The 14,800-nt window shown below is 74.1% G+C and carries 7 protein-coding genes; 2 read left to right on the top strand and 5 right to left on the bottom strand.

Going from position 1 to position 14,800, the window contains the following annotated elements; translation table 11 throughout:
* Positions 1 to 63 precede the first annotated feature (63 nt).
* On the bottom strand, positions 64 to 681 hold the full coding sequence (locus tag ACFC8N_RS27080; protein WP_356025617.1) for a hypothetical protein: 618 nt from the start codon (positions 679 to 681) through the stop codon (positions 64 to 66).
* A 557-nt stretch (positions 682 to 1,238) separates the two neighbouring features.
* Here ACFC8N_RS27080 and ACFC8N_RS27085 point away from each other — a divergent pair.
* Positions 1,239 to 4,649, top strand: a complete 3,411-nt coding sequence (locus ACFC8N_RS27085) for a GH92 family glycosyl hydrolase (RefSeq protein ID WP_376290560.1) — start codon at positions 1,239 to 1,241, stop codon at positions 4,647 to 4,649.
* A 21-nt stretch (positions 4,650 to 4,670) separates the two neighbouring features.
* On the opposite strand, the gene ACFC8N_RS27090 is transcribed toward ACFC8N_RS27085, so the two are convergent.
* Together ACFC8N_RS27090 and ACFC8N_RS27095 are read right to left on the bottom strand one after the other, a co-directional pair.
* Positions 4,671 to 9,284 carry a tetratricopeptide repeat protein gene (locus tag ACFC8N_RS27090; protein ID WP_376290562.1) on the bottom strand — a complete coding sequence of 1,538 codons (4,614 nt, stop codon included), beginning with the start codon at positions 9,282 to 9,284 and terminating at the stop codon, positions 4,671 to 4,673.
* Positions 9,285 to 9,290: 6 nt separating this feature from the next.
* Positions 9,291 to 9,638 carry a CU044_2847 family protein gene (locus ACFC8N_RS27095; RefSeq protein WP_356025610.1) on the bottom strand — a complete coding sequence of 116 codons (348 nt, stop codon included), beginning with the start codon at positions 9,636 to 9,638 and terminating at the stop codon, positions 9,291 to 9,293.
* 181 nt (positions 9,639 to 9,819) lie between these two features.
* Here ACFC8N_RS27095 and ACFC8N_RS27100 point away from each other — a divergent pair, with 181 nt between their 5' ends.
* A complete protein-coding gene (locus ACFC8N_RS27100; protein WP_376290564.1) occupies positions 9,820 to 10,764 on the top strand; it encodes a hypothetical protein in 945 nt (314 codons plus the stop codon).
* Between the two features lie 50 nt (positions 10,765 to 10,814).
* On the opposite strand, the gene ACFC8N_RS27105 is transcribed toward ACFC8N_RS27100, so the two are convergent.
* Positions 10,815 to 13,421 (bottom strand): AAA family ATPase, encoded by a 2,607-nt coding sequence (locus tag ACFC8N_RS27105; RefSeq protein WP_376290567.1) that lies wholly within the window; start codon positions 13,419 to 13,421, stop codon positions 10,815 to 10,817.
* Positions 13,418 to 14,800 (bottom strand): hypothetical protein, encoded by a 1,383-nt coding sequence (locus ACFC8N_RS27110; protein ID WP_376290569.1) that lies wholly within the window; start codon positions 14,798 to 14,800, stop codon positions 13,418 to 13,420. The genes ACFC8N_RS27105 and ACFC8N_RS27110 overlap by 4 nt, the downstream gene beginning before the upstream one ends.

The following is a 14,800-nucleotide window of genomic DNA, read 5'->3' on the forward strand; positions in this document are numbered from 1 at the left end:
GGATCGGGGTCCCCGGCCCGATTGCGGCGGGCCGGGGCCTCATCCTGTGCTGCCGCTGTCCGGTCAGTCGTCCCAGCCGCCGTCGCCCCAGCCGCCTTCACCGCGGCCGCCTTCGCCCCGGCCGCCTTCGTGGTCGCAGTCCACACGGAAGCTGGCCACGATGCCGTCCTTGACGTGGACGCCGTCCTTGACGTGGAGATCGTCGACGCCGAAGCTGGTGCTGAACGCGCCGACGGTGGCGATGGGGGCGCCGTTGTCGCAGACGGCCCCGCGGAAGACCTCCACGCGCTTGTGGCTGTCGTTGCGGACGTTGAGGGTCTTGGCGCCCAGGCCGCTGATCACGGTGATGCAGTCGCCGGGGCGGGCGGAGTAGGACCGCTCGTTGATGAGGATGCGGCCCTCCTCGTGGCGCTCCTCGTGACCCCGGCCTTCCTCGCGGCGGCCTTCGTTGCCCTTGCCCTCGTTGCCCTTGCCTTCGTTGTTGTTGCTGTTGTTGTTGCTGTTGTTCTTGCCCTGCCCGGAGTCGCCGCCGAAGGGCGCCTCCGCGGCGGGGGCGACGGCCGCCGGGGCCGCCTGGGGCGCCGGGGCGGAGGCCGCCGAGGCGTAGGTGATGCCGGTGACGGCGAGTGCCGTGGCGGCTCCGGCAGCGGCGGTGACCATGGTGGAACGAGCGAGCTTCATGTCGCTTCTCCTGTCTGGATATCTCGGAGACGTCGGCTCGTCAGCCGACTGCGATCAAACGTACTCACGGCTGTCACATCGGGCATTTCGGGAAATTCGCGATGGAGGCCGATCGGGTTATATGCGGCCCTTTCTGTCGCTCGGTCAGGAAGTGAAGTGACCGAAAAAGAAGGCATATTGAATGACGATTAGGCCTTCCGAATGATCTCTGACGGCTGCTCACCCCACGCCGACAGCGTGTCGCTGTGAACGCCGTGAGGTGGTTCGTGTTAGCGGGCGCCCGCATCGGCCGGTGGGACGCGCCGTCATGGCGGCTCGCCGTGGCCGGCGCGCGACGGCGCGACCGGACGTGCCCGGCGGTGAACTTCGCGCACAGAAAGTCTTGTTGGCCTCGTTGACACGCCGCAAGCACACGCGTTTCACTCAACACTCGTGCATGGCAACGTTGTCAGGCCGTGCGGGGCGCGGCCGGAACCGCTGCCTGTCGTCGGCGCTCCGGCCTTCTTCGGCGCGCCTGCACCTGATGTGCGAAGCACGAACCGCTGCGGAGGCAACCGATGGTGAGACCCCGACGTTCAGCCGCGCCACGTGACCGAAAGAGATTCCGCCAACGCCTGGCCGTGGTCGCGGTCCTGGGCCTGGCCGCCCTCCCCCTTCCGGCGACCGGGAGCGCGTATGCCGCGAGCGCGACACCGGCCCTCGTGAAGGACCCCGCGTCCCTCGTCAACCCCCTCATCGGCACCTCCGGTGCGGTGGACACCTTCCCCGGCCCCGACATGCCGGCCGGCATGGTGCAGTGGGGGCCGGACACGACGCCCGACCGCGCCGACGGCGGCGGCTACGAGTACAACGACAACAAGATCTCCGGCTTCAGCCTCACCCATGTCTCGGGACCCGGCTGCCCCGTCGCGGGCGACCTGCCCGTCCTGCCGGTGACCGGCGCGCTGCCGGGCGACCTCGGCAACGCCTCCGTCGGCTTCAGCCACCACGACGAGCAGGCAGGCACCGGCTCCTACAAGGTCACCGACGCGAGCGGGGTCAGGACCGAGCTGACCGACACCACCCGCGCCGGCCTGGGCACCTTCACCTTCCCCGCGGGTGCGCAGGCGAACCTGCTGTTCAAGCTCAACGGCGGCGCCACGCAGGTGGACGGAACCCGCGTCCAGGTGGTCAGCGACAAGGAGATCAGGGGCGCGATCGACAGCGGTCACTTCTGCGGCGCGAACAACCGGTACACCCTGCACTTCGACGTCATGTTCGACCGGCCGTTCACCGCGAGCGGCACCTGGATCGGCGGCACGGTCAACCCCGGCGCGACGTCGCTGACGGCGGGCAGGGCACAGCAGAACCTGAAGGCTCCCCGGTCGGCCCCGCTGAAGGAGAAGCACTTCACCGTCCCCGCGAAGCCGGCCCCGACGGTCCACGGGAGCGGCGGCAAGGCCTCCGCCGCGCCCTCCCCGGCCGCGAGCGGCGGCGCCGCACCCCGCTCGTCCGGCGCGGGCAAGGCCGCCCAGCCCCCCACGACGGGGGCGAACGGCATGTACCTGACCTTCGACACCTCCGCCGACCCGTCGGTGAGCGCGAAGGTCGGCGTCTCGTACACGAGTGACGCGGGCGCGGCGGACAACCTCGCCACCGAGATCAAGCAGTGGAACCTCCACGCCGTCGAGCAGGCCAACCACGACGCCTGGAACGCCGTACTGGGCAAGGTGCGGATCGGCGGCGGCTCCGCGGACCAGCAGGTGCAGTTCTACACGGCGCTCTACCACGCGCTGCTGCACCCGAACGTCCTCTCCGACGACAACGGCCGGTACATGGGGATGGACGACCAGGTCCACAAGCTGGCCACGGGGCAGCAGGCGCAGTACGCCAACTACTCCGGCTGGGACACCTACCGCTCCCAGACCCAGCTGATGGCGATGGTCGAGCCCAAGGTCGCCGGTGACGTCGTCACCTCGATGCTCAACGGCTATGACCAGACAGGGCTGCTGCCCAAGTGGGCCTCGAACAACGGCGAGAGCTACGTGATGGTCGGGGACCCGGCCGCCGGCATCATCGCCGACGCGCACGCCTTCGGCGCGACGGGCTTCGACACGGACAAGGCGCTCGCCGCCCTCCAGCACGAGGCCACCGTCCCCAACAACGACCGCCCCGGCGAGTCGGTGCGGGACGCGAAGGGCTATCTCCCGCTGGACGAGAACGACTTCGGCTGCTGCAACTTCTACGGCCCGGTCTCCACCCAGCTGGAGTACGACTCCGCCGACTTCGCCCTCGCCTCCTTCGCGAAGTCGCTGGGCAAGACGGCCGTCTACGAGAAGTTCGCCACCCGCGCCCAGGACTGGATGAACGTCTTCAACCCGCAGACCGGCTACATGCAGGCGAAGGACAAGGACGGCCGGTTCGCGGGCGGTTTCACCCCCGGCACCTCCAACGGCTTCGTGGAGGGGACGTCCGCCCAGTACACGCCGATGGTCCCGTTCAACCTGCGCCAGCTCATCCAGGCACGCGGCGGCGACCAGGCGTACTCGTCGTACCTGGACGGCCTCCTCGACAACATCACCGCCCCCGGCAACACCAACGCCGACCTGAGCAACGAGCCCAGCGTGGAGATCCCCTGGGAGTACGACTACACGGGGCAGCCGTGGAAGACCCAGGCAGCTGTCCGCGAGGCCCAGCAGAAGCTGTACTTCAACGCTCCGGTCGGCTCGTTCGGCAACGACGACCTCGGCGCGATGAGCTCCTGGTACGTGTGGTCCGAGCTCGGCATGTACCCGGAGACCCCGGGCACGGACACCCTGGCGCTCGGCAGCCCGGTGTTCCCGGTGGCGCAGGTGACCTTCGCCGGCGGGAAGACGGTGCGGATCAACGCGCCGCAGGCCGCTCCCCAGGCGCCGTACGTGCACGCGCTCGACGTCAGGGGCAAGGAGTGGAAGACCTCCTGGCTGACGTACCAGCAGTTCAAGGGCGCGGGCACGATCGACTTCACGCTCGGCACCCAGCCCGACACCTCCTGGGCGTCCGACCCGTCGGCGGCACCGCCGTCGGACACCACGGGCGGCGGCCGGGTGCTCGCCGCGACCGGTCCCTCCAGCGACGGCCTGGTGCTCCAGCCGGGCACGTCCGGTGACGGCACGCTCGACCTGACCAACCTCGGCGCCGCGGCCGTCACGGTCGACTGGAAGGCGACGGCGTCCTCCGGCGTCACGCTGGACACGGCGTCCGGCTCGCTGACGGTGCCCGCCTCGGGCAGCGCCGAGGCGAAGGTCCACGTGGCCGCGGGCGCGAGCGAGGGGACGTTCCCGGTCGCCTTCGCGCTGACCGACCACGGCACCGGCGCGGCACTGAGCGGGGCGACCCTCCGGGTGGCCGTGGCCAAGGCCGGTGCCCTGTGGCCGTACGACACCAACGAGGGCGTCTACCCCGACGGCGCCCACTTCTCGGGAGGCTTTGACGACGGCGGCTGGGCGTTCTCGCAGAACGCGCTGTCGGCGGCCGGCGTCACCAGCGGCTCCCCTCTCACGGTCGACGGCATCACCTACACCTGGCCCACCGTGACCTCCGGTCAGCTCGACAACCTGGAGATGGCCGGCCAGCGCATCCTCATGCCGGCCGGCACGTCGGGCGCGTCACTGGGCCTGCTCGGCACCGCGACCAACGCGCCGACCGACGGCAGCGGGGTCTCCGGCACGGTGACCGTCACCTACACCGACGGCACCACCGCGAAGGCGACGGTCGGCTTCTCGGACTGGACGCTCAACGGCGGGTCCACCAAGCCGCTCGCGAGCGACACGACCGCCGTGACGACGGCCTACCGGAACACCGGCAGCGGCGGCCGGGACAACGTCGGGACGTACGTCTTCGCCACGAAGGTCCCACTGGACCCGTCCAGGAAGGTCGCGTCGATCACGCTGCCGGTGACGGGATCGACGGGCACCGACCACCTGTTCGCCTACGGCTTCGGCCAGTAGGCGGACCAGGGACACGGGCGCTCACGACGGCGGGCCGGTTCCCGGGTGCGAGCCCGGGAGCCGGCCCGGCCGGGTCCCGAGGGCCGCACGCGCGCGGTCGTGGGCGCGGTCGCCGTCGGGGGCGTCCAGGGCGCGGCGGTACCAGTAGCGGGCCTCTCGCCACTGCTCCTCGCCGGAGGCGACATCGCCGAGGAGGACCAACACCGGTGCGGTCAGGACGGGTTCGCCGGGGCGGGAGGCGGACGGCTGCGGTGCGGGGGCGGCGGTCCCGCCGGGCAGGGCGTCCCGTGCGGGCTCGCTCTCCGGGGCGGGGCGGGCGTCCGCGGGCGCCGAGAGGATCTCCGCGAGCCGGTCCCAGCGGCCCGTGTCCCGCAGCAGCGGGGCGTACGCGGTGCGCGCCTCGGCCTCCGCCTCCGGGTCGCCGGCGGACAGCACCTGCTCGAAGCGGTCGGCCGCCTCGTCCTGCCGCCCGGTGACGACGGCGAGCCGGGCGAGCAGCAGCAGGGCCTGCGGGCGCTCGGGGCTGTCCGCCGCGGCGGCCAGCGGGAGCAGGGTCTCCTCGGCCTCCTCGGGCCGGCCGAGCTGGGCGAGCGTACTGCCCAGATACCGCCGGGCCTGCGGTTCCACGGCGGGGTCGCCCGAGGCCACCGCCCGGGTGAGACGGTCCCGGGCCTCGTCCAGTCTGCGCTCGGCCAGCCGCGTCACGCCGAGCAGCAGACAGGCCCGGGGCGCGCTGTCCGGGGCACCCGACTCCACGGCGGCTTCGAGCAGCTCGGCGGCCATCTCGACCTCCCCGGCGTCGAGGAGGTACTCACCCCGGTCGAGGTAGCTCTCGGCCACCGCCTCCGGGTCGTCGGACGCGGCCGGGTCGGCCAGGAGCCGCCGGGCCGCCGCGTGATCGCCCTGGCGAAGACGCAGGGTGCCCAGGGTCGCCCGCGCCACCTCGGTGACGTCCGAGGGCTCCCCGCGCAGGACGTCCTCCAGGAGTTCCGCGGCCTGTGCCTCGGCCGGATCCCCGCCGTCGCCGAGGTGGGACAGGGCGAGGAAGAGCCGGGCCGCGTCGGACGCCCGGGGCACGTCCGCGGCCACGGCGTCGCTCAGCAGTCGCAGTCCCTGCGACCGGTCGCCCGAGACGATCCGGACCTGGCCGAGCAGCGACTGCGCCCAGGTGGCGAGCACGGGAAGGGACGCCTGCATGGCCTCGACGAGCAGGTCCGCCACCGGCGCGAACCCCTGCGGGTCGTCCGGGTCGGCGAGGTCCGACAACATGAGCGCGAGGCGGATCCGGGCGAGGTGGGACCACTGCTCATGGCCGAAGCCGATGGCCTGCCGGTAGGCGGCCTCGGCCTCGTCGTACCGCTCCAGCACGGTGAGCAGTTCGCCGAGCAACTCCGCGGCGCGCGGGCCGTGTCCGGGGTGTCCGGAGGCGACGGCCTCGGCGAGCAGCGCGGTGAACGCGGCCACGTTCCGCGGATCGTCCGGGTCGGTCGTCACTGCCAGCATGACCGCAAGGTCGATCCGGGCGAGCTGGGACCAGTGCTGGTGGCCGGAGTCGATGGCCCGTCGGTAGGCGGCCTCCGCCTCCTCGTACCGCTCCTGGCCGGCCAGCAGATCGCCCAGGTGGTCCAGGGCGAGCGGGGCGTTCGGCCAGGGCCCGGCGGCGACCGAGGCGAGCAGCCGTTCCGCCCGGTCCGGGTCGCCCTGCCGTACGGCCAGTCCGGCCAGGGAGAGTTCGGCGGTCGGCGCCCAGTCCGGGTGGCCGGATGCCACGGCCTGGCCCAGCCGGTACTCGGCGCGCTCCGCCCGCCCGCCCGCGATGTGCCAGGCGCCCAGGGTGTGGGCGGCGCGGGGCGCCAGGGCCGGGTGGCCCGACCGCACCACCTCGCGCAGCAGTTCGGCGCCCCGCTCCTGCTCCTCGTCCCCGCTCACCAGGAGCCACCCGAGCGCGAGCCGGGCCAGCGGCCAGGCCAGCGGGGCCGGGGCGTCCAGCACGCTTTCGAGCAACGGACGCGCCTCGCCCCACCGGTTGCACGCCACGAGGAGGTCCCCGAGGTTGGCGCAGGCGAGGGGCGCGGCCAGCGGGTGAGCGCCGGCCATCACCTCCCGCAGGAGCTCCTCGGCCCGCGCCAGCTTGCCCTGGTTGACCAGGACCCAGCTCATGTTCGTCCGGGCCAGCTCCGCGATCGGCGCGGTCACGGCGGCGTCCACGGTGCGGGGGAGTGTCCAGGGGCCACGGTCCGGGCCGGGCAGGTCGCCGGTGCGGGCCGCGCGGGCCCGCAGCAGTTCGGTCCCGCCGCCTGCCGGGCCCTGCTTCCCGGCACCGTCCAGGGAGGCGGGAACGCCCTCGTCGGCGAGCAGCCCGCCGAGCCGGGCCTGTGCCAGGCCGGCCACCTCGTCGTCCCCCGCGGCCAGCACGTCCTCCAGGAGCGACAGCGCCCGGTCGTGCTCCCCCTGAAGGATCAGCAGCCCGCTGAAGAACACCTCGGCGAGCAGGGCCAGTTGACGGTTGTGACAGCCCATCGCCGCCTGGAGCAGCTCGCCGGCCCGCACCCGGTCACTGGCCGCCAGCATCCCGCCCAGTTCGACCTGGGCCAGCGGCACCACGTCCGGGACGCCGGAGTCGAGGGCCGCCTCCAGACACTCCGCCCCCTGCGCGAAATCGCCCCGGAAGAGTTCGAGCTGTCCGAGCAGCAGGGCCGCCCAGGCGGCGTCGTCCGAGTCCCCGCCGATCTGCCGGACCCGGCGCAGTGCGGCCGCGGCCACCTCCGTCTCGTCACGCACACCGGCGGTGAGGGCGATGGTGAGCAGCTCGCCGCTCAGCCCGCCCGGCTGGTCCGGGGCCCCGGTGCCGCCGGAAGCGCCCCCGCTCACGGCGAGCCGCCAGGCGAAGCCCGGCACCCGCGCGCCGGGGTCGTCGCTCCTGGCGTCCAGATAGTCGGGTACGTAGGGGAAGACGGTGTACATCCGCTGTGCGGGCCCGTCCCCCGGCGCGGCGTCCCCGGTGTCCGCCGGGGCCACGGGCCGGTCGGGGTGGAGCAGGGCGATCTGCCCGGCGACGGGTTCGCGCGCCCAGGCGAGGCCGGTACGGAACGCCGCCTCGTCGGCGTCCAGTGACGGGTGCGCGTCGCTCAGGTACCCGCGGAACAGCCGGAACAGGACGGCCTCCGGCACCGCCCCGCGCAGGCCCATCCGCCACCGGTCCGCCGCCGCCCGGGTCACCGCCCAGCCCGCCGGGCAGCTGTCGAAGCCGTCCGTCAGCCGCCGCTCCAGCTCGGGCGCGGCCACCAGGACCTGCCCGATGCCCCGCGCGGTGAAGTCCTCGCCCGGGTAGTGGCGGGCGGCCTCCGCCAGTTCCTCGTCGGAGAGCCGCTGCGGCAGCTCCACCTGGCGGGCCCGGCGCAGCACGCTGCGCGCGAGGCGGCCCTGGTCGTCCGCCCGGTCGAAGAGCGCCTGCCGCTGTACCGACGTCATGGAGGCGACCACGGTGACCGGCGGGTCCTGCCGTGCGAACCGTTCCAGGACCTGGACGTCGAGTCCGCCGGGCCGCAGATAGTGGTCCAGCTCGTCCAGCCAGAGGACCACCCGGTCGGGGCCGGCGGGCAGCCGCAGCCGGGACAGGTCGCCGGGCGCGGTCCGGTCGGCGGCGGGTACCAGGAGCCGGGCCCGCGGCATCCGGCGGCGCAGCAGCTCGAACAGGGTCCGGGACTTGCCGGACTTCGACGGGCCGACGAGCAGCAGCAGCCGCGCGCCGTCCGGCGCGGCCGCGAGCGCGCCGTCCAGCGCCTCCTCCAGCAGCGCGTCCGGCCCGGGGCGCGTGACGTACGTGTCGGCGGGGCCGTCCTCGGCCGGCAGCCCGCTGTAGGTGGAGGGGCTCACGCCGACGTGGTACGGGTCCACCTCGGCGACGGGCGGCAGCTCCCCGGCGCGTGTGAGGGGCAGCGCGAGCCGTGACTCCAGGCGGGCCCGCAGCTCGTCGGCGGCCTGCTCCCGGACCTGCGCCGCCAGGGGAGGCCAGTAGCGCAGCAGCGCCTCGGTCTTGATCGCGTACGCGGTGCCGCTCGGACCGGCCCCGCGGGTGCCGGAATCGCCGCCGCGCTCCCGGGCGTTGAGGATGCCGATCACTCCGTCGCCGTCCTCGTCCCACACCGGTGCGCCCGAGAAGCCGGGTTCCGGCGCCCAGCCCGCACGCGGTTCGAGCAGCAGCCACTCGTCGCCCGCGTGGTCCACGATCTCGCCGCGCACCGGGACACCGCCGCGCGCGTGCTTTTTCGGGTAGCCGTAGGCGCGGAAGCGGTGGTGCCAGATGCCGGCCGCCGTGGTGCACAGCGGTGCGGGGCGGGCGCCGGGCGGTGGGTCGCCCGAGAGTTCGAGGACGGCCACGTCCCCCGTGCGGGCCTCGGTGACCGGGTGCCAGCCGTCCGGCAGCACGGTCGCCCTCAGCGCCTCGGCGTGCCGCACGTGCTGGAAGCGGACGTACACCGCGGCGCCGGGCCTGTCCCTGGCCGGGCCGACCACATGGGCACAGGTGAGGATGTGGCGCGGTCCGCACAGCACGCCGACGCCGTGTGCCGGTCCGTCGGCGGCCGAGTGCCGGATGCTGACGAGCCAGGGCGGCTGTTCCCGGCCGAGGGCCACGGGTCGTCAGTTCCCGGAGCCGGCCGGCCGCTCGGGCGCACCGTCCGGCCGCGTCCAGCGCAGCCGTACGGCGAAGTGCCCCTCCGCGGCGGTCCTGGCGACGACGACACCGGCCTCCGCGGTGAACTTCATACCGAAGTCGATCTCCATCTCCTGCGGGGCGAGGGCACGCGCGGTGTCCACCACCGACCGCAGGGTGGGCAGCGTGGACTCCAGCGACTCCCGGATCCGCCGCGTGGCCTCGACGATGCCGTCCTCGCGGCGCGAGATCAGCTCCAGACCAGGAGTGTCGTCGGCGACTTCGACGACGAGTTCGGAGCCTTCCGGCCCCTGGAAGCGCACAAGCTCAGTCACGGGTTCCCCCACCCTCGTCGCTCTCGTCGCTCTCGTCGCTCTCGTCGCTCTCGTCCCCCGGACGAGGCCCGGCCGCTGCCTGGGCAGTCTAGATCCGAACGGCGTTGCCTCACAGGCGAATTCGGGGGCTTCGGCGCTACGCTGCCCCGGTCGGCGGTGTGACGGGGAACCGGGGGTGCGGATGGCGGCTGCGGACGACATGACCCCGGGCGAGCGGGCCCGCCGGGATCTGCGCGGGGCGCTCGCGGACGGTGCCGGAGCCGCGGCGGCCCTGTCGGCGCTCGGTGCCTCGCTCCGGTGGGCCGCGCAGGAACTCGCACAGGCGCGGGACGCGGACGGCGTCGCCGCGCTGGAGGGGCTGTTCGGCCTGTTCGACGCGCTGGAGGAGTTCCCGGCGCTGGCCGAGCAGGCGCCCCGCCTCGTGGCGGCCGCCCGGCCCGGCCGGCGGCCGGCGGAGCAGCTGGACGAGCGGCTCGCCGAGCTCACCGCGCTCGACGGCCGGCTGCGCGACGACCGTGCGGCCCTGGAGCGGCTCGCCACCACCGAGGAGGAACTGCGCCGGCGCCTCGCGGAGCACGGGGAGTTGCGGGAGCGGATCGCGGAGCTGCGCCGCCTCGAACGCCTGGTGGACGCGCTGGACGCGCTCAGCGGGCAGCAGCAGGTGGTGGACGAACGGCTGACGCTGCTGCGCTCCCGGGACACCTCCGCCGAACAGACCCTGGCCGCGGACTGCGGCGCGTTGGTCCGGCTCGGCGAGGACCGGCTGGACGCGCTGGCGCCACGGACCCGCGAGGCGCTGCGCCAGGCCGAGGAGACCGGCGAGCGGCTCGCCGAGGAGGAGCGGGAGCTGGCCCGGGTCACCGCCGAGCTGGACGAACTGCGCCGACGCCTCGACGCGGTCCGCGCCGAACTCGGCGAGCACGTACCGCAGTTGCGGCGCCACGCCCAGGCGGACCGGGAGCTGGCGCAGGCACTGTCCGCATGGGGCGACGACGATGAGGCACAGGCCCGTGGCGACCGGCTCACCAAGAACGGCACGGCCCTGGGGCGCGCGCTCCTCGACGCCGGTGACGTGGAGCGCCGCCTCGCCGCGATCGACCGGGTGCTGCGGGACGCGCTGGAGTAAGGGAGGGGAACGGAAAGAAAAGGCCAGGCGAGGCCAGGCAAGGGGGGTGGTCAGCGGCCGGGGGCGGGTACGTCGTCGGCGGTGAAGGCGGAGTGGTCGGTGGTGGTGGGGGCGGTGCGCAGACGGCGGGCGAGGCGGGCCTCCATGGTGGCGAGGAGGCCGCGGATCTCGCGGGCGTTGCCGAAGCCGCCCGGGTCGATGCGCCGCCGGGCGTCGAGCCAGCGTCCGGCCCGCTCGGCGACCTCCGGCGTGAGGACGTAGCCCTCGGCCCCGGCGCTGCGGCGCAGCACTTCGACGAGTTCCTCGGTGCCGTACGCCGGGAACTCCACGCGCAGGGTGAAGCGGGAGGCCAGGCCGCTGTTGCCGCGCAGGAACTCGTCCATCTCGCGGGGATAGCCCGCGGCGATCACCACGAGCCGGTCGTTCCAGTGCTCCATCTCCCGGACCAGGGTGTCGACGGCCTCCCTGCCGAAGTCGGCGCCCTGGATGCCGGAGCCGGACGTGAGGCTGTACGCCTCGTCGATGAAGAGCACCCCGTCGAGCGCCTCGTGCACGGCCTCCCGGACCCGGGGCGCGGTCTGGCCGACGTACTCGGCGACCAGGTCGGCGCGTGTGGCCTCGACCAGATGGCCCCTGCGCAGCAGTCCGAGGTCGCGGAGCATCCCGCCGACGGACCGTGCCACGGAGGTCTTCCCGGTGCCGGGCGGCCCCGTGAACAGCAGGTGCGGGGGCGCCGGCAGACGCCTGCCCCGGGCCTGGCGCAGCCGGATGCGGTCGGCGAGGTCGGTGATCGCCTCGCGCACCGAGGCGAGGCCGACCATGCCGTCCAGGTCGGACAGCAGGGCCCCGTCGTCGGGCGGGGGCCCGGGCAGCAGGGCGCGGTACTCCTCCGGCAGGTCGTCCACGGTGAACGGCTGCTCGGTGTCCTCGCCGACCCGGACGGCCCACTCGGTGAAGATCTGCTCGCCGAGGTCGCGCATGGTGCCGGCGTTGCCGAAGTCGGGTCGGCGGGTGGCGTGCAGCGCGGTGACGACCTCCAGCAGCCGGTCGGCCGACGCGTCGTCCCAGCGCAGGCCGCGGGCCGCCAGGTAGCGCAGCAGGATGGTGTGCAGCACGTCCGGCGGGTAGTCGGGAAAGGCGATCCGTTCGCGGAAGCGGCGGGCGAGGCCGAGGTCGGCGGCGAGGAACTCGTCGATCTTCTCGGGGTATCCGGCCGCGATCACGACGAGCCGGTCCCGTTCGTTCTCCATGCGGGCGAGCAGGGTCCGGATGACGTCCATCAGGAATCCGGGGCCCTCCTCGCCCACGCCGTGCACCTCGTCGACGAACAGCACCCCGTCCAGGGCGTCGTTCACGGCGGCGTTGGCGAGGGGGGTGCTCTGCCCGACGTAACCGGCGACCAGGTCGTCGAGCCGGACCTCCACCACATGGCCGCGGCGCAGCACGCCCAGTTCGCGGTACATCTCGCCGACGAGCCGGGCCACGGTCGTCTTCCCGGTACCGGGCGGACCGGCGAACAGCAGGTGCGGGGAGGCCGGTTCGGCGCCCGTGCCGCGCCCCAGGTCGTCCAGCCGTCGTTCGGCGGCGATCCGGCTGCGCAGCCGCCGCAGGTGGGTCTTCACCGGCTCCAGGCCCGGCAGGTCGGCCAGTTGCTCCTCGGCCGTGCGGATGTCCGGGCCGGCCGGCACCCCCGGCCGGTGTCCGGCGGACCGGGGCAGCCAGCCGCGCCCGGCAAGCTCCTGGCCGCTGAGCGGGGTCTCGCCGAGGGACAGCAGACGGCTGCGCCAGTTCTTCACGGTGAGCGGCTGGGCCGCCATCGCCCGTACCACGGTGTCCAGTTCGCGCCAGTCGCCGATGCGCAGTCCGTGGCGCAGCCGCAACCGCTGGACGAGGCGGTGCAGTTCGGCCTCGTCCGGGAAGCCGACGTGGACGGCGGGCGCGGCCTGCCGGCGCAGCCGGGCGGCCAGTGCGGGGTAGCCGTGCAGCGACTCGACGTACTCCACACAGGCGTCGAACGTCGGGCGCGCGAAGACCAGCACGACCGGGTGGTCGTAGTCGCCGTGCCGGGCCCAGTCGCTGAAGAAGGTGTCCAGGGGGCGGGTGGCGTCGGTGTGCCGCAGGGTGCTCTCCGCCTCGGTGAACACCACGGCCGTGCGGCGCGGGGGATTCGCCAGGTACCCGGACAGGGTCATGACGGTGAACGGGTCGGACAGGGCGCGCGGCGGCCCGCCTTCGGCGGACGGGGTGGTCGACTCCGCCGCGGGCGCGGCGTCCCGCGGCGGTCCGGGCGGGCGGACGACCACCCGGCCGAGCGGTCCGCGCAGCCGGGCATGGCGCATGAGGGGAGGCCCCGCGGGTCCTGTCCCCTCCGACGCGTCCGATGCCCGTGACGGTCCGTCGGCCGCGGCGCGGCCGGCCGGCCTGGACCGGGCCTCGGACTGCGGGTCCAGGAAGTACAGCGGCCGGCGCTGGGAGCTGTAGGCCACATACGCGCAGGACTCGGCGCGCAGCACATGCCACAGTGCCGCGTCCAGGTTCCGCTCCCGGTAGTCGGCGCCGACGAAGGTGTCGTCGACGCCGGGCCCGTACACCACGGTGAACGGCTCGCCGGCGCCGAGGCGCAGGCCGGCGAAGCGGGAGCCGAGCCGGCCCGTCATACGGCGCCGTCGGCCGGGAGCGTGCGCGGCCGGGCGGCGGGCCGCCGGAACCGGTCCAGGTCGGCGGCCGCCGGATCCGGGACGCCGGGCTCGCTCTCCAGCGCCCCGGTCGGGTGCCCCGCCTCCTGGAGCGCGTGCCGTACCGCCTCGGCCCGGTCCCGGAGTTCCCGTTCCGAGGCCGTGTCGTGGTCGTAGGACAGGACGCGCAGGACCTGCCCGGTCTCGCCCTCCGGCGGGGGCAGGATCTGCACCACGATCCTGTTGCCGTTCGCGTGCTCCAGCACGGCGTGGTACGAGCGGCGCTGGTCCTCGTCCTGGTACTCGCCGTCCGTCAGCTCGTAGGCGCCGATCCGGGAGAGTGTCCCGGCCACCGAGTCGGCGAGGTTCACGCGCAGCTGTGAGGCGAGCTGCCGCATGCCGGCCCGGTCCACGATCTCACCGAGCCGGTCCTCCAACCCGGCTGCCGCAGCGGCCAGTTCGCGCTGTTCGGCGGTGGTCGTGGCGTCGTCCCGGGCCCGGGCCAGCGGCTCGGCCGTCTGTTCGCGCAGCTGTGCGAGCTCGCCCTCCGACCAGTGGTCCACGTCCAGTTCGACCCCGTGCAGCGGCTCCCCGTCGGGTCCCATGACCGGCCTGACCTCGTTCTGCGTGATCAGCGTCTCCACCAGGACCAGGGCCTCGACGGCGGCGTCCTGGGCGAGCCGTCGCTCCAGCTCGCGGTGCTCGATGTCGAGGCGCAGCTCGCTGAGGTCGAGGTAGGCGCCCTGGGCGAGGGAGAGCGCGGCCTCGTACTGGCCGGCGTCGCTGTTGCGCCGTGCGGTGGCGAGGTCCAGGCGCAGCCGGTCGAGCCGGCCGGGGGCGTGCCGCTCGTGCGGCAGGGTGGAGTCGATGAGACCGGCCATCGTGGTGCCGTCGGCGAGCCAGTCCCGGGCGGCGTCCGCGGCGCGCTCGCGATGGCCGGCGAGCTCGTCGACGCGTCCGGTCAGGCCGGCGATGTCGCGGCGGCGCTGGTCGCGTTCGGCCGCGAGTTCGCGTTCCAGGGCCGCGCGCTGCTGGGCGAGCCGGGTACGGGTGTCGCGTTCGAGCCGGTCCGCGGTGCCGCGCAGCTCCTGCTGCAGGCGCTCGGACTGCTCGCGCAGCCTGCGTCCGGTGTCCCGCTCCAGCCGCTGTGTGTGGGCCGCGAGCCCGGACAGGGTCTCCTCCGTCCGGCGGGCGCGCTCGTTCAGCTCGGCGCGGGTGCGGGCCTGGTCGGCTTCCGTCTGCCGGCGGACCTCGTCGAGGAGCCGGGGCATGTCGCGCCGGACCTGCTTGAGGTTCTGGGCCGCCCGTTGGGCCTGGTACCACTGTGTCTCGTCCACCAGGATGCGCTTCTTGCCGCTCAT

The sequence above is a fragment of the Streptomyces sp. NPDC055966 genome, assembly GCF_042269865.1.
In the GTDB taxonomy this organism is placed as follows: Bacteria; Actinomycetota; Actinomycetes; order Streptomycetales; family Streptomycetaceae; genus Streptomyces.